The sequence below is a fragment of the Klebsiella sp. JN_Kp127 genome (assembly GCF_040062505.1).
Classification (GTDB): domain Bacteria; phylum Pseudomonadota; class Gammaproteobacteria; order Enterobacterales; family Enterobacteriaceae; genus Klebsiella; species Klebsiella quasipneumoniae.
Genome location: NZ_JBEAHS010000004.1, coordinates 90,434 through 106,924 on the forward strand (window position 1 = coordinate 90,434; position 16,491 = coordinate 106,924).

At 53.8% G+C, this 16,491-nt stretch carries 13 protein-coding genes; 7 read left to right on the forward strand and 6 right to left on the reverse strand.

Features of this window, described 5'->3' with window-relative positions; genetic code table 11:
- Positions 1-34: 34 nt before the first annotated feature.
- The 4 genes from ABLV04_RS03075 to ABLV04_RS03090 form a co-directional block, all read right to left on the reverse strand.
- Positions 35-1,174, reverse strand: a complete 1,140-nt coding sequence (locus tag ABLV04_RS03075; protein WP_306811342.1) for an ABC transporter permease — start codon at positions 1,172-1,174, stop codon at positions 35-37.
- Positions 1,161-2,078, reverse strand: a complete 918-nt coding sequence (locus ABLV04_RS03080) for an ABC transporter ATP-binding protein (protein ID WP_064158068.1) — start codon at positions 2,076-2,078, stop codon at positions 1,161-1,163. The genes ABLV04_RS03075 and ABLV04_RS03080 overlap by 14 nt, the downstream gene beginning before the upstream one ends.
- Positions 2,071-3,036 carry an HlyD family efflux transporter periplasmic adaptor subunit gene (locus ABLV04_RS03085; protein ID WP_276097429.1) on the reverse strand — a complete coding sequence of 322 codons (966 nt, stop codon included), beginning with the start codon at positions 3,034-3,036 and terminating at the stop codon, positions 2,071-2,073. The genes ABLV04_RS03080 and ABLV04_RS03085 overlap by 8 nt, the downstream gene beginning before the upstream one ends.
- Positions 3,037-3,125: 89 nt before the next feature.
- Positions 3,126-4,826 (reverse strand): lysophospholipid acyltransferase family protein, encoded by a 1,701-nt coding sequence (locus ABLV04_RS03090; protein WP_180266193.1) that lies wholly within the window; start codon positions 4,824-4,826, stop codon positions 3,126-3,128.
- A gap of 622 nt (positions 4,827-5,448) precedes the next feature.
- On the opposite strand from ABLV04_RS03090, the gene ABLV04_RS03095 reads away from it, so the two are divergent.
- Positions 5,449-6,312: a YicC/YloC family endoribonuclease gene (locus ABLV04_RS03095; protein WP_002922636.1), complete on the forward strand. Its 864-nt coding sequence runs from the start codon at positions 5,449-5,451 to the stop codon at positions 6,310-6,312.
- 58 nt (positions 6,313-6,370) lie between these two features.
- Here the strand turns inward: ABLV04_RS03095 and ABLV04_RS03100 are convergent, their stop codons facing one another.
- Positions 6,371-7,621, reverse strand: coding sequence for a chloride channel protein (locus ABLV04_RS03100; protein WP_101976646.1), 1,251 nt, complete (start codon positions 7,619-7,621; stop codon positions 6,371-6,373).
- A gap of 275 nt (positions 7,622-7,896) precedes the next feature.
- Between ABLV04_RS03100 and ABLV04_RS03105 the strand changes: the two genes are divergently transcribed.
- Complete coding sequence (locus tag ABLV04_RS03105) at positions 7,897-8,514, forward strand: trimeric intracellular cation channel family protein (RefSeq protein ID WP_002922654.1); 618 nt, start codon at positions 7,897-7,899, stop codon at positions 8,512-8,514.
- A 5-nt stretch (positions 8,515-8,519) separates the two neighbouring features.
- Here ABLV04_RS03105 and ligB read toward each other — a convergent pair whose 3' ends face one another.
- Positions 8,520-10,199, reverse strand: coding sequence for an NAD-dependent DNA ligase LigB (gene ligB, locus ABLV04_RS03110; protein ID WP_180266192.1), 1,680 nt, complete (start codon positions 10,197-10,199; stop codon positions 8,520-8,522).
- A gap of 258 nt (positions 10,200-10,457) precedes the next feature.
- Here ligB and gmk point away from each other — a divergent pair, with 258 nt between their 5' ends.
- The 5 genes from gmk (at position 10,458) to recG (ending at position 16,490) form a co-directional block, all read left to right on the forward strand.
- Positions 10,458-11,081, forward strand: a complete 624-nt coding sequence (gmk, locus tag ABLV04_RS03115) for a guanylate kinase (RefSeq protein WP_002922664.1) — start codon at positions 10,458-10,460, stop codon at positions 11,079-11,081.
- Between the two features lie 54 nt (positions 11,082-11,135).
- The gene (gene rpoZ / locus ABLV04_RS03120; RefSeq protein ID WP_000135058.1) at positions 11,136-11,411 is read left to right on the forward strand and encodes a DNA-directed RNA polymerase subunit omega; all 276 of its coding nucleotides are present in this window, start codon (positions 11,136-11,138) and stop codon (positions 11,409-11,411) included.
- 18 nt (positions 11,412-11,429) lie between these two features.
- Entirely contained in the window at positions 11,430-13,550 is a 2,121-nt protein-coding gene (gene spoT / locus ABLV04_RS03125; RefSeq protein WP_004205080.1) for a bifunctional GTP diphosphokinase/guanosine-3',5'-bis pyrophosphate 3'-pyrophosphohydrolase, read from the forward strand.
- Between the two features lie 163 nt (positions 13,551-13,713).
- Positions 13,714-14,403 carry a tRNA (guanosine(18)-2'-O)-methyltransferase TrmH gene (gene trmH / locus ABLV04_RS03130; RefSeq protein WP_017900060.1) on the forward strand — a complete coding sequence of 230 codons (690 nt, stop codon included), beginning with the start codon at positions 13,714-13,716 and terminating at the stop codon, positions 14,401-14,403.
- A gap of 5 nt (positions 14,404-14,408) precedes the next feature.
- Positions 14,409-16,490 carry an ATP-dependent DNA helicase RecG gene (recG, locus tag ABLV04_RS03135; RefSeq protein WP_023291375.1) on the forward strand — a complete coding sequence of 694 codons (2,082 nt, stop codon included), beginning with the start codon at positions 14,409-14,411 and terminating at the stop codon, positions 16,488-16,490.
- Position 16,491 lies beyond the last annotated feature (1 nt).

Here is a 16,491-nt window from a genome sequence, read left to right on the forward strand (position 1 = left end):
CCTATGCCAACACCTGCCGGGCGCGCACATAATGTCAGTCCAGCGTTTTCCGATAAGATTTCAACCCTACGCCGATCACTATCACCGCCAGGCCAATCAGCGGCAACAGATCGGGTAATAATGCCGTCGCAGAATACCCTTTCAGCATAATGCCCTTTACCAACCGGATGAAGTAGGTCAGCGGCAAACAGGAGCCAATGGCTTTCGCCCAGTCGGGCATACTAATAAAAGGACTGATAAAGCCAGACAGCATAATGGAAGGGATAAAATAAAATGACGACATTTGCAGCGCCTGCAGTTGGTTTTGCGCTATGCCAGAAATACCAATGCCGATTGACAGGCAGAGGAAGACATAAATCAACAACACTAAAAAAAGCAGGAAAACGCTGCCATGAAGAGGAATATCAAATAACAGAACGGCGGCAATCAGAATTAACGTCGCCTGAAACAGGCCAATGATAACAAAAGGTGTTATCTTACCAACAATGACCTCAAGCCCGGTCAAAGGAGAAACCAGTAAATTTTCTAACGCACCGTTTTCTCTCTCACGAGTAATCGACAGAGCGGTCATCAGGATCAAGGTTGTACTGAGTATCGACCCCATAATACCGGGAATCGTATTAAACTGGGTGATCCCCTCCGGGTTAAACATGCGATGGATAATAAGCTCAAAATCATCCTCTTTTTGCTCTACACGCATTTCACCCGGCAAGTCTTGCTGAAACATCGATTTCGCAACCTGCACCAGAGCACTTAACGCATTTCCCGTGGTCATCGGATCGATAGCATCCCCCTGAATAAGCAGCTGAGGTTTTTCTCCACGCAGCATCTTGCGCGTAAACCCCTCGGTGATCGTTACGATAAAAGTGACATCACCTCGAACAAATGCTTTCTGAGCTGCCTCTTCAGAATCGACAGGTATCATCGAAAAATATCCGGTATTTTGCGCTCCTGTCACAAAAACCTGACTCATGCGTTCGCTATCGTAATTCAGTAATGCGGTAGGAAGATGATGCGGGTCCATATTTATCGCATAGCCAAGAATGATCAGCTGAAAAATAGGGGTAAGGAGTACCATGCTGATACTGACTTTATCACGACGTAATTCGTGGATCTCCTTAATAACCACACCAAACCAGCGGGTTAGAGAGAAGTTTAAATTAATTTTTTTCACAATTGTTTTTCATCAGATAGGTAAATGCGTCTTCCAGATTGGTATCGACCTGGCAGAACTCATAACCCTGTTGTTTAAAAGCAAATAGCGCGGATGCTAACTTCGCTTCATCTCTGGAAGTAACATAAAGCTGATTGCCAAAAATGACCGTTTGTTCAATATCCGGCAAGCGCTGGAGCTGGCTTTCAAGCACCGTCAGCCCAGCGCCGCTGGTTCTCACGGTAATAAGATTCTGCGAAGCGATAATCGATGCAATAGTGCCATTCGCCAGTAGCCGGCCATAAGAGAGGTAAGCAACTTTATGGCAGCGCTCAGCCTCGTCCATATAATGCGTACTCACCAGTATTGAGATCCCTTTGTCAGAGAGCTGATGCAGCATTTGCCAGAACTCCCGTCGCGCTTTTGGATCCACACCAGCGGTCGGTTCATCCAGAAACAGCAAAACAGGTTCATGCAACATGCAGGCGGCGAGGGCCATTCTTTGCTTCCAGCCGCCAGAAAGTTCCTTAGCCAGCTGGTGCTGTCGGGAAGTAAGACCTAATTCTGTAAGCGCATCCTCAACCCGGGCCTTACGCTGGTCGAGGCCATATAATCGTGCAATAAAAAATAAGTTTTCCCGAATAGTTAAATTTCCCCACATCGAGAAATACTGAGTCATGTAGCCTATCTTTTGTTTTATTTTTTCCCGCTGAGTGAAGATGTCCATACCCAGACAAAAACCTTCACCTGAATCGGGCGTAATCAAACCGCACATCATCCGTATCGATGTCGTTTTTCCGCTACCGTTCGGACCAAGAAAACCGTAAATCTCGCCTTTTGCCACCTGTAATGAGAAATCCTTTACGACATGATGTTCGCCAAAATGTTTATTGAGATTTTTCACATCAATACAAAGATTATTCATTGCCAATAATCTCCACATCAAACGGCTGGCCGATTTTCATCCGTTCAGCCTGCTCCAGGATAGGGATCGCCTCGGCCATAAAAATAAGTTTTTCACGGCGTTTCGTACTGTAAATAACCGGGGGCGTAAACTCTGCTTCAGGACTGATATAATTAATAACGCCAGGAATAGGTTCGGCACAACCGTCGCATAAAAGTCTTACCTTCGTCCCGATATTAAATTTACCGAGCATCGCCTCGGGTATAAAGAAACGTACTTTTATATTCTCAGGTGGTAACAGACTGATTATTGGTCTGCCAGCTGAAGGACGCTCCCCAACACGATATATAATATCAAAAACTTTGGCATTTATTGGAGATACAATCGTCGTTTGCTGAACATCCCGAAGCGCTTTATCACGTTCGAGTTTTGCCGCGGCCACCATCGAGAGCTGTTGGCTAATCTCATCCTGACGGGCCGGTAGTTGCCGTGCCTTGAGTTGATTAATTAACTCTTCAACCTGTGCGCCTTTTTGCGTTAACTCATCCCTGATATCCTCCCATTCCGCCCGCGATATGGCATGGTTGGCATAAAGATGACGATATCGCCCAAGCTGCCGCTTTACCTGTGATTCTGCCGATTGGGCTTTTTTTAGCTGTGACCGTATAATATCCAGCTCTTCTGGCCGCTCTCCCGATTTCAGATTTCGTAACACTGCGCTCTCAGCTGAAAGTTTTTCTTCAGCACGCAGGAAAATATTTTGTGCATCGAAGGAGTCAATCTTCACTAACTCCTGTCCTGGAATGACATTATCGCCCTTATTAATGAAGATTCGTTCTATTTTTTCATTACCAGAATAAGAAAGGTATACAAATTCACCATGTGAATAACCGGATAGCATGTTATCCGGTTTGTTATCACATCCCGAGAGTACTAGCATCGAAATCATGACAAAGCATTTAGTTACTGACTTTTGCATTAAAACGTATCCATACGCATATCATTTCCCTTATTACTGACGGCTGGATTAAAGCATTATTACTCCAGTACCCGTTAGTCATCGTCAACTCAGTCTTTTAAATAATGTTTAACGTATACTTCATTCAATTTATCAATAGCGCTCAGATTTAACCCAGCTATCGAGTTAAAAGCCTCATCTTTAGTAAATGAAATAATCGACGATCCACCTGGAGAGAACCACTTAGCAGTCTGTTTAAAAGGCCAGGGCAGCTTATAACCTTTTTCTCTCAGAAGATGATTTAACATACTCCAGTCTTCGCTAAAATCGTTTCCGCTAAAAGGACTATCGCTTTGTGTAGTTTCTACCGTGAACAGGGCTATTGGTGTACAAAAATCAGTCGTGGTGGGAAAGTACATATTATAAAAACTCACAATCAGTTTCTGTACCTCTTCAGGAAAAGATCCTGGGATAGTCAACACACCTAATAAATATTTATAGTTGGGGTATCTTTTTATAAAATCGAATATACCTTGCCATAAATAATCAAGAACATTACCTTTTTGATAAGGTTTCTGGATAAAGCCACGACCTATTTCTACACACTTTTCTAAGCACAAATAGGCGCTATCATGATATTTAAATAAGCTATTACTATAGAGGCCAGCTATTCCATGGCGGGCGAGTTGCTCGCCAACAGGAACGAGACGGTACGCCCCCAGAATTTCTGTTTCAGCAGGATCCCACAATATAATGTGGTAATAGCTTTCATCAAAAATATCATTATCTCTATCTTTACCGGACCCTGAACCAATATCGCGATAACAGCGTTCGCGTAAGCGTCCTAACTCATCAATAATTGGTGAGAAACGGCCAGTTTTGCAGCGATAAATCAATAATTTTCTTCCATCATCAAACTGTCTTAATATTTCGCACTCATCTATCGCACTTATTAAATCCTCTCTATCTTCTTTTAGTCCTTGTGGCGAAATCGTATCGACAAGAGCTGCTCCATTCTTCCCTATGCTCTGGAGGTGCATCAAACATACATTAGCTGCTGCAGAAAGATCTTTATTGTATTTTTGCAATGAAGATAAGGCTATTTGCTGTCCGATATTGATTCCCATGGTCTTTCCACGATGGCGGAGAGCTTCACGAATAACCATTATATTAGACAGTTGCCGCCAGATCGTTGCAGTAAGATAATAAACGTTACTGTTTTTACCCGTAATATGAATAGGCACCAGCGCCGCATTATTTCTCATCGCCAGCTGTAAAAAACCGGGGTTCCACTTATGCTCCTGTAAACCTGAAAGAGACCAGTTAGCCAGTTTACCCGATGGACATATAATTAATACGCCTCCCTCTCGCAGATGATTGTTCATCTCTCTAAATTTTTTATGGCTCATCTTACCGGCCATATTTTCAATACCAATGGTCAGTTCTTCCACCTGTGGAAATATAATTGGCAAAATGTGGTTGGCAATTATTTTTATATCTTTCCTCACCCGGGAGACCGTATGTATTAAAGCAAGACCATCGATGACTGTTGGATGATTTGAAATAACAACCGCTGCCCCATTTTCGGGTATGTTATTAAATTGATGTTGTTCGGTTGCACATTGCAATTCAAGGAGATCGACGACCGAATTAACCCATTCGACTCCACTTTGATTAACTAACCGATCGTTATATATTATACGAGTAAATTTCTTATTGCCGAAAGCGGACCTGAAAAGCCATTTTTTCCAAAAGGGTATATTTGTATTTGGGAAAAATTCTCTAATGACTTTATCAAAGATAGTGTCCATATTAAAATCCTTTTTATAGAACTCATCTAAAATGACTATACTCGCGATCTTGCTGCCGGACAATACTACATAAAGTTAAATCATTGCCATTACAAAACAAATAAATATAATTAAATTGATTATATTCATGAAGAGAATGCACCCAACAGAGATATTAATACTTTTGTCATATTGAATTCAGAAAAAGCATACATAATAGTTAAAGGTAATACCCCATAACATTTTTGGCGGTTATACTTTGTAAAAAATACCACGATATAGCTTTAAGACGATACAAAAACATGTGGATGATCATACTCACATTCAATAATAAAAATAGGCCTACGGTTTTTCACTCTTTTTTATTCTGCCTGAAAGCAGGGAGAGATAGCTTTACTGCGAATAGACAGAATTCAGTTGATAAAAATTAACAGCATAATGATTCTTAAGCCGCGAAAGAATCAAAGCTTATTTCCTATCCGCTATAAAAGGATACATTTCACTAAGCAAAGTAATCGCATTAAATACACCGAAGCTATGTCCCTTAAAAAATCAGTCTTGAAGTATTCATCACTATTCCTGTTAAGTCACCGCCGGCATAGCTATAATCCTTGCATTCATTATTACGAAAACAGGAACGTCTATGATCCGCAGTATGACTGCCTATGCCCGCCGTGAAATCAAGGGTGACTGGGGTAGCGCCGCATGGGAGCTGCGCTCGGTAAACCAGCGCTATCTGGAAACGTACTTCCGCCTGCCGGAGCAGTTCCGTAGCCTGGAGCCCGTGGTACGCGAGCGCATTCGCGCCCGCCTGACTCGCGGTAAAGTCGAATGCACCCTGCGTTTTGAACAAGACCCCAGCGCTCAGGGCGAACTGATTCTCAACGAAAAGCTGGCTAAACAGCTGGTTAACGCCGCCAACTGGGTAAAAATGCAGAGCGATGAAGGGGAAATCAATCCGGTTGATATCCTGCGCTGGCCGGGCGTGATGGCCGCCAAAGAACAGGATCTTGACGCCATCGCCGCCGACATTCTGGCAGCCCTTGACGGCGCGCTGGATGACTTCATCGTCGCTCGCGAAACGGAAGGCCAGGCGCTGAAAGCGCTTATCGAGCAGCGTCTTGAAGGCGTGAGCGGCGAAGTGGCGAAAGTTCGCGCCCATATGCCGGAAATTCTCCAGTGGCAGCGCGAGCGTCTGGTCGCCAAGCTGGAAGATGCGGAAGTGCAGCTGGAGAATAACCGTCTCGAGCAAGAGCTGGTGCTGATGGCGCAGCGTATCGACGTTGCCGAAGAGCTGGACCGCCTCGAAGCCCACGTAAAAGAGACCTACAACATTCTGAAAAAGAAAGAGGCTGTGGGTCGCCGTCTCGACTTTATGATGCAGGAGTTCAACCGTGAGTCGAACACCCTGGCGTCAAAATCGATCAATGCCGAGGTCACCAACTCTGCGATTGAGCTGAAAGTGCTGATCGAGCAAATGCGCGAGCAGATCCAGAATATCGAGTAATCTCAGATACCTTTCTGAAGGCCGGTTTACCGGCCTTTTTTCATTCATTTCAAAAGCACTATTTTTTATCCAGTACCCGGCAGGTCAAAAACGCCCCTGCCGCGCACAGCAGCGTCGGGGCCAGATAGCTGTGATCCATGTGGGTGAACTCCATCACCAGCACCACCGCCGTCAGCGGCATCTGCATGGAGGCGGCGAGAAAAGCGGCTGCCCCCACCAGGGCGAAACTGCTTTCATCTCCGCCAGGGAACCCTGATTGCCAGAGCGCGCAGAGCAGCAGGCTGGCCAGCCCGCCCACCGCCAGCCCCGGGGTTAACAACCCGCCTTCCGCGCCGCCGCGCAACACCGCCAGGATCACCACCAGCTTCAGCCCTAACAGGATCGCGACCATGGAGTGAGGCAGCCCGTCGCTGAGCGCCAGCTGCATCGGCCCCTTGCCATTGCCCGGTAGCGCAGGGAACCAGAGGCTAAGGACGGCCAGAAGCGAAAACGCCAGCAGACAGAACACCGGCATCTGCCAGTTACTTCGCACGCGTGAACGCGCTGCGCTGGTCGCTTTGCGAAAGAGCCAGGCGCCGGCGCCAAGAATCGGGCCCGCCAGAATCGCCCACCAGAGAAAGGTATGCGGAAGCGCGCTGGAAACAAAATGGTATTGCGATTCATCCCCTAACCCGAGGGTGGCCGTCCAGGCGGCAATCGCCGAGGTCATTATCGCCGCCAGCGTTTTTTCCCAGCTAAACGACAGCAGCATGACCTCGAGGGTGAACAACGCCCCTGCCAGCGGGACGTTATACACCGCCGCCAGGCCCGCGCCCGCCCCACAGGCAATCAGCGTACGGGTTTCATCCTCCAGCAGGCGCAGCTTACGCGCCACCATCCCCGCTCCCAGCGCGCCCATTTCCCGAGGAGCCACTTCGCGGCCAAGCGGGGACCCCAGCGCTACGGTGACGATCTGCAGCAGAGCGTGGATCGTCGTGGTGCCCGCGGGCATGGGGACGGAAGGGTTAGCCACCGCCGCGGCAATGGAAACCCGCTTCTGCCCATAGCGACCAAGCAGCCACCAGCCAAATCCGGCGACGATGCCGCCGGCCACGATTGCCGCGATGCGACGTGGCCAGGGCGACGCCGTGACGCCCTGTAAAAATGACACCGAACCAACGATATGCGCTGGACTGTAGCCAAAAGCCAGGTGCTGAATGGCATGTAAAATCAGCGCCAGCGCCATACCGGACAGACCGGCCAGAATCCCGGTTAATACTACGGCCATCAGGCGAGTCAGAGAATGTTTGTTCCCGGCGGCGACACGCATTTTCTCATCTCCTCGAGAAAGAAAATAAAAGGATAAAGGTCGGGACTTAAACATTAGGTATTCATAGCGTTTTCAATATAGATAACCGATCGGGAATAAGACATTACTTTTTCTAATCTGTAAAAATTCAAAAAATAATACTTAACCACCAAATAAAGCCAATTTAAGCCATGTTGTCATTACTTTTTCCTGGCCTAACGACTTCACTTTAGAAAATATCAATCGTGATCCTGCGCACAAATCGTTAACCTGCCGGCCACTGTCTGGGGGGATCTATGCTGCTTCATGTTCTGTATTTAATCGGTATCACCGCGGAAGCCATGACCGGAGCGCTGGCTGCCGGTCGTCGGCGGATGGATACGTTTGGCGTCATTATTATCGCCACCGCGACCGCGCTGGGCGGGGGTTCTGTTCGCGATATCCTGTTGGGACACTATCCTCTCGGCTGGGTGAAGCATCCGGAATACGTCATCATTGTCGCCGTCGCCGCCGTCCTTACCACAATTGCCGCCCCGGTAATGCCGCACCTTCGCCGGCTTTTCCTGGTGCTGGATGCGCTGGGGCTGATCGTGTTTTCCATCATCGGCGCGCAGATCGCCCTGGATATGGGCGAAGGCCCGGTTATCGCCTCTATTGCTGCGGTCATCACCGGCGTTTTCGGCGGCGTACTGCGCGATATGTTCTGCAAGCGCATTCCGCTGGTCTTCCAGAAAGAGCTGTATGCCGGGATCTCGTTTGCCGCAGCGGTACTCTATATAGCGCTGCAACACTACGTCAGCAGCCACGATGTGGTGGTCCTGGCCACGCTGCTGTTCGGCTTTACCGCCCGCATGCTGGCGCTGCGCTGGAAGCTCGGGCTACCGGTCTTCCACTACACCCACGACGCCCACTAACCGCCTCAAAACCCGGGGATGCGCTGCCTGCTAAGCCATTGCGCCAGCGCCGCCACGTCAGGGTCATGCAGGAAAGCCACTAACTGTCGGGCTCTGATCGCCCCCACGCCCGGCAGCGTGCGCCATTGCGCTTCACTCTTTGCCGTGAGGAGGCGCCAGTTTTCACTGCCAGGCTGCGCCAGCGCCCCCTGGGGCACCGGGATCCCCATCGCCAGCACCCAGCGTATAAAAGGCCGTTTACGAATAAGATCAAACTGATGCCAGAGGTGCTGCCCGCGGGCAGCCGAGATCCCCGGCATCGCCTGCAGCTGCTCCGGCGTGAGCGCCAGCCAGGAAAAAAGATGCTCTATCGGGTGCTGCTGCTGAATAACGCGCCATACGCTTTCCCCTACGCCATCGATATCCAGCGCCGACTTTGATGACAACCAGACCAGCCGGGAAAGGAACTGTTCGCTGCACTCGGGGGTGGCGAAATAGCAGGTTAGCGCATTGAATTTCGCCGCCGGCGGCGTCGGTTTATGGCGCTCGACCGTCCGCCAGACAACAGCGTCGATCCGTGGAATACCCTGGCCTGCCAGACTGATCTGCAGCTGATCGCCAACCCCAATATCCAGCGCCTGCCAGCGGCTCACAGAGCCAACGTTAACCCGCTGCACGCGTTTGTCATCCAGCCGCTGGGGCTCAAGCTCAGCCACTACGTTGAGTCTGCCGCTGCGGCCAGTACTGAAATGGATCGCCCGTACCTCCATCACCCGCGATGCCGGAGGATATTTCCAGGCTGCCAGCCACTCGCCCCTTCCCGGTGACCAGACGCGCCCCGACGGTTCGCGTCCTTCACGCACAATCACGCCATCGCTGACGAAGGGGAGCGGCGAGCGATACCAGCGCTGGCGCCACTCCGCCACCTGCTCAACGCGCGTTACCGAATGGGTGTATTGTCCGCTGTAGCCAAACCCCGCCGTCGCCAGCAGCTGCTGCCGACGGCGCATATCCGAGGGACCGTCTGGCCAGGCCCAGATAAAAACGTCCAGCTGGCTGAGCAGCGCCGCCGCCGCGTCAGCCCGCATCATCAACCCGGCGACTTTCGCCCGCGCGTTCATTCCGCCAGCCTGCTGCTGAATATGCCCCTCCCGACGCAGAAATAGCTCCCCCTGCAGCACGCTGTTGGCCAGTTCGCCGGTCGTTAGCTTCGCCAGCGCCGGGATCTGCCGCGCTCGGGCGGTCCACAACTCACCGCGCAGGCCATCCCCGCGGCTGATAGCCTGAACCAGATGCCCCTGGCGATAGATCAGGGTGACCGCCACGCCGTCCACTTTAGGCTGTACCCACAGGTCGGCTTTATTTTTCATCCAGCGGGCCACGCTGGCCTCATCCGCCAGCTTGCGCACGCCGGTATGGGCGACCGGATGACGCGTATCGCCGGTCGGCGGAGGCAGATCGTCATCCTCCGGCGTCGCGCCCGGAAAGCATTGCCGCCACTGCGCCAGGCGCAGGGTGAGCTGGTCGTAAACGTCATCGCTCACCTCGCTGGCGCCCTGTCGCCAGTAAGCCTCGTTCCAGGCGTCAATCTGCTGATGTAGACGTGCGATCTCCTGTCTGCCTTTGGCCGGCGGCCAGTCCGGACACGACGCCAGCGCGCTGGCGGAGAACATCCCTATCGCCAGCCACCCTCCTCCTTTACGCATTGCTGTCCCCTCCTTCATCACCTGGCGGAGAGTCTGCGGCAGAATGCCGGAAACCACGACGGGCGCTTTTTCACCCTGCGAAGCGCCTTCCAGGATTTACACCTCGTTGCAGCAACGGCTGGCGAATTCAGGAAAACGGCAGGCAAAATGAAAGAAACAGCGGCAAAAAGTGTGACAAGGACTGCGTCACGCCGCGGCGACGTGTATAATAGGCTCGTATGTAGGACCTCTTTCGATAACCACATACAAAAGACACTCATGGCTCAAGGCACGCTTTATATTGTTTCCGCCCCTAGCGGCGCGGGTAAATCCAGCCTGATTCAGGCTTTATTAAAAACCCAACCGTTGTATGACACCCAGGTATCGGTTTCCCATACCACGCGGGCGCCGCGTCCGGGTGAAGTGCACGGCGAACATTATTTCTTCGTGAATCACGACGAATTCCGCTCGATGATTGGCGAAAACGCGTTTCTGGAACATGCAGAGGTCTTTGGCAACTATTACGGCACGTCGCGTAAAGCGATCGAGCAGGTGCTGGCGACTGGCGTTGATGTCTTCCTCGATATCGACTGGCAGGGCGCGCAGCAGATCCGTAAAAGCATGCCTGGCGCACGCAGCATTTTTATTCTGCCGCCGTCAAAAGATGAACTGGACCGTCGCCTGCGCGGCCGCGGCCAGGACAGCGAAGAGGTGATCGCGAAGCGAATGGCCCAGGCCGTTGCGGAAATGAGCCATTACGCCGAATATGATTACCTGATTGTGAACGATGATTTTGACACCGCCCTGAGCGACCTGAAAAATATCATCCGCGCTGAACGTCTGCGCATGAGCCGCCAAAAGCAGCGACATGGCGCTTTAATCACCAAACTATTGGCAGACTGAACCCACATTCAGTATCATGCCCAGTCATTTCTTCACCTGTGGAGCATTTTAAGTATGGCACGCGTAACTGTTCAGGACGCTGTAGAGAAAATTGGTAACCGTTTTGACCTGGTACTGGTCGCCGCGCGTCGCGCTCGTCAGATGCAGGTAGGCGGAAAGGATCCGCTGGTACCGGAAGAAAACGATAAAACCACCGTAATCGCACTGCGCGAAATCGAAGAAGGTCTGATCAACAACCAGATCCTCGACGTACGTGAGCGCCAGGAACAGCAAGAGCAGGAAGCCGCTGAATTACAAGCCGTTACCGCGATTGCTGAAGGTCGTCGTTAATCACACAGCGGGTCGCCCTTGTATCTGTTTGAAAGCCTGAATCAGCTGATTCAAAACTACCTGCCGGAAGACCAGATCAAACGTCTGCGGCAGGCGTATCTCGTTGCACGTGACGCTCACGAGGGTCAGACACGTTCAAGCGGTGAACCTTATATCACGCACCCGGTCGCGGTAGCCTGTATTCTGGCCGAGATGAAGCTCGACTACGAAACACTGATGGCCGCGCTGCTGCATGATGTGATTGAAGATACTCCCGCCACCTACCAGGACATGGAACAGCTTTTTGGTAAAAGCGTCGCCGAACTGGTAGAGGGGGTATCGAAACTTGATAAGCTCAAGTTCCGCGATAAGAAAGAGGCACAGGCCGAAAACTTTCGCAAAATGATCATGGCGATGGTGCAGGACATCCGCGTCATCCTCATCAAGCTTGCCGACCGCACCCACAACATGCGTACCCTGGGCTCGCTACGCCCGGATAAACGCCGCCGCATCGCCCGCGAAACGCTGGAAATCTACAGCCCGCTGGCGCACCGTTTAGGTATCCATCACATCAAAACCGAGCTCGAAGAGCTGGGCTTTGAGGCGCTGTACCCGAACCGCTACCGCGTCATTAAAGAGGTGGTCAAAGCGGCGCGCGGCAACCGTAAAGAGATGATCCAAAAGATTCTCTCGGAAATCGAAGGGCGTTTGCAGGAAGCGGGGATCCCCTGCCGCGTTAGCGGTCGCGAAAAGCATCTGTACTCGATCTACTGCAAAATGGTGCTTAAAGAGCAGCGTTTTCACTCGATCATGGATATCTACGCCTTCCGCGTTATCGTCCATGATGCCGATGTCTGCTACCGCGTGCTTGGCCAGATGCACAGCCTCTATAAACCGCGTCCAGGTCGTTTCAAAGATTACATCGCTATTCCGAAAGCGAACGGCTATCAGTCTTTGCATACCTCGATGATCGGCCCCCACGGCGTCCCGGTCGAGGTACAAATTCGTACCGAAGACATGGACCAGATGGCGGAGATGGGGGTCGCGGCGCACTGGGCTTATAAAGAGCACGGCGGCGAAAGCAGCACCACCGCGCAAATCCGCGCCCAGCGCTGGATGCAAAGCCTGCTGGAGCTGCAGCAGAGCGCCGGCAGCTCGTTTGAATTTATCGAGAGCGTTAAATCCGATCTGTTCCCCGATGAGATTTACGTTTTCACCCCGGAAGGGCGCATTGTCGAACTGCCCGCTGGCGCCACGCCGGTGGACTTCGCCTATGCGGTGCATACCGATATCGGCCATGCCTGCGTCGGCGCGCGCGTCGACCGCCAGCCCTATCCGCTGTCGCAGCCGCTCTCCAGCGGTCAGACTGTCGAAATTATTACCGCGCCGGGCGCACGTCCGAATGCCGCCTGGCTGAACTTTGTCGTCAGCTCGAAGGCGCGCGCCAAGATCCGTCAGCTGCTGAAAAACCTCAAGCGCGATGACTCGGTCAGCCTTGGCCGTCGTCTGCTCAACCACGCGCTGGGCGGTAGCCGCAAACTCGCCGAGATCCCGCCGGAGAATATCCAGCGCGAGCTCGACCGGATGAAGCTGGCCTCGCTTGACGATCTGCTGGCGGAGATCGGTCTGGGCAACGCCATGAGCGTGGTGGTGGCGAAAAACCTGCAGCAGGGCGAAGCCGCTGCGGCGCCGGTGCCGGCCAATGCCTCAAACCACGGCCATCTGCCGATCAAAGGCGCCGATGGCGTGCTGATCACTTTCGCCAAATGCTGTCGCCCGATCCCCGGTGACCCGATTATCGCCCACGTCAGTCCCGGCAAAGGGCTGGTTATCCATCATGAATCCTGTCGTAACATCCGCGGCTACCAGAAAGAGCCGGAGAAATTTATGGCGGTTGAGTGGGATAAAGAGACCGCTCAGGAGTTCATTACGGAGATCAAGGTGGATATGTTTAACCACCAGGGCGCACTGGCTAACCTGACGGCGGCGATCAACACCGCCTCTTCCAATATCCAGAGCCTGAATACGGAAGAGAAAGATGGCCGCGTATACAGCGCCTTTATCCGCCTGACCGCCCGCGACCGCGTGCATCTGGCGAATATCATGCGCAAAATACGCGTCATGCCGGACGTGATTAAAGTCACCCGTAACCGAAATTAGCTTTTAGACAAAACATTCGAATTGCATCAAGGCGGCAAGCGAATGACAAATCTGCCGGGAGCAGATTTGAACGCTGCCTGCAGCGCCCCCGTCAGGGGCGAGGCCCAGGGATGGGCCGCGTGATCCGCAGCGGCTAAAGAGGTAATTCGAAGGATTAAGTGCAATGAATTCACAGCGTTATGCGCGTATCTGCGAGATGCTCGCCAGGCGTCAGCCTGACCTGACGGTCTGCATGGAGCAGGTCCATAAGCCCCATAACGTCTCTGCGGTCATCCGGACCGCAGACGCCGTTGGCGTACACGAGGTGCACGCGGTCTGGCCGAGCAGCCGGATGCGCACCATGGCCTCCGCCGCCGCGGGCAGCAACAGCTGGGTGCAGGTGAAAACCCACCGTACCATCGCAGATGCCGTCGGCCACCTCAAAGGCCAGGGTATGCAAATCCTCGCCACCCATCTTTCCGACAAAGCCATCGATTTCCGTGAAATCGACTATACGCGCCCAACCTGCATCCTGATGGGTCAGGAGAAAACCGGCATCACTCAGGAAGCGCTGGCCCTGGCGGATCAGGACATTATTATCCCGATGATCGGCATGGTGCAGTCGCTGAACGTCTCCGTCGCCTCGGCGCTGATCCTGTATGAAGCCCAGCGGCAGCGACAGAATGCCGGGATGTACCAACGCGCCAACAGCATGCTGCCGCCGGAAGAGCAACAGCGCCTGCTGTTTGAAGGCGGCTATCCGGTGCTGGCCCGCGTCGCGAGACAAAAAGGGCTGCCTTACCCCCACGTTAACGAGCAGGGCGAAGTGGAAGCCGATGCCGCGTGGTGGGCCACCATGCAGGCTGCGAGGTAAACCCGATGTCAGGCCGCCTGTTAGATGCCGTTCCGCTCAGTTCACTCACCGGCGTCGGGGCTGCGCAGAGCAGCAAGCTGGCGAAGATCGGCCTGCATACGGTACAGGATCTGCTGCTGCACCTGCCTTTGCGCTACGAAGATCGCACCCATCTTTACCCGATAGCCGATCTGCTTCCCGGCGTTTATGCCACCGTGGAAGGCGAAGTGCTCAACAGCAATATCACCTTCGGCGGCCGCCGAATGATGACCTGCCAGATCAGCGACGGCACCGGCATCCTCACCATGCGCTTTTTCAACTTCAACGCGGCGATGAAAAACAGCCTCGCGACCGGTCGACGCGTGCTGGCCTACGGTGAAGCCAAACGCGGGAAGTACGGCGCCGAAATGATCCACCCGGAATATCGCGTCCAGGGCGATATGAGCACCCCGGAGCTACAGGAGACCCTAACGCCGGTCTATCCGACTACCGAGGGCATTAAGCAGGCGACCCTGCGCAAGCTCACCGATCAGGCGCTCGAGCTGCTGGAGACCTGCGCTATCGGCGAACTCCTGCCGCCGGAGCTGGCGCAGGGGATGATGAGCCTGCCGGAGGCGCTGCGCACCCTGCATCGTCCGCCGCCATCGTTATTGCTTAGCGAGCTGGAAAGCGGCAAGCACCCGGCGCAGCAGCGCCTGATTCTGGAAGAGCTGCTGGCGCACAACCTCAGCATGCTGGCGCTGCGGGCAGGCGCCCAGCGCTATCACGCCCTGCCGCTCGGCGCCAACGATACCCTGAAAAATCAGCTGCTGGCCTCCCTGCCCTTTAAGCCCACCGGCGCGCAGGCGCGGGTCACCGCCGAGATCGAGCGCGATATGGCGCTGGACGTGCCAATGATGCGCCTGGTGCAGGGCGACGTCGGCTCCGGTAAAACGCTGGTCGCCGCCCTGGCCGCGTTGCGCGCTATCGCCCACGGCAAACAGGTGGCGCTGATGGCGCCCACCGAACTGCTCGCCGAGCAGCACGCCAATAACTTCCGCAGCTGGTTTGCACCGCTGGGCATTGAAGTCGGCTGGCTGGCGGGCAAACAGAAAGGCAAAGCCCGCCAGGCGCAGCAGGACGCGATCGCCAGCGGCGAGGTGCAGATGATTGTCGGCACCCACGCCATCTTCCAGGAACAGGTGCAGTTTAATGGCCTGGCGCTGGTGATTATCGACGAACAGCACCGCTTCGGCGTACACCAGCGGCTGGCGCTGTGGGAGAAAGGTCAGCAGCAGGGTTTCCATCCGCATCAGCTGATCATGACCGCCACGCCGATCCCGCGCACCCTGGCGATGACCGCCTACGCCGACCTCGATACCTCGGTTATCGACGAGCTGCCGCCGGGCCGAACCCCGGTGACCACCGTCGCTATCCCGGACACCCGGCGCAGCGATATTATCGACCGCGTGCGCAACGCCTGCACCCACGAAGGCCGCCAGGCCTATTGGGTCTGTACCCTCATCGAAGAGTCCGATCTGCTGGAGGCCCAGGCGGCGGAAGCCACCTGGGAGGAGCTCAAGCTGGCGCTGCCGGAGCTGAATATCGGTCTGGTGCACGGGCGGATGAAACCGGCGGAAAAGCAGGCGGTGATGCAGGCTTTCAAGCAGGGCGAAATGCACCTGCTGGTAGCCACGACGGTCATTGAAGTCGGTGTCGACGTGCCGAACTCGAGCCTGATGATTATCGAAAACCCGGAACGTCTGGGTCTGGCGCAGCTGCACCAGCTCAGAGGGCGCGTCGGGCGCGGCGCGGTCGCTTCCCACTGCGTGCTACTCTATAAATCGCCGCTCTCTAAAACGGCGCAGAAGCGTCTGCAGGTGCTACGCGACAGCAACGACGGTTTCGTCATCGCGCAGAAAGACCTTGAAATTCGCGGTCCCGGCGAGCTGCTCGGCACCCGCCAGACCGGCAACGCCGAGTTTAAAGTGGCGGATTTACTGCGCGATCAGGCGATGATCCCCGACGTTCAGCGCATTGCGCGCCACATTCATGAACGCTATCCGCTGCAGGCCCAGGCGCTGATCGAGCGCTGGATGCCGGAAACCGAACGCTATTCCAACGCGTAGC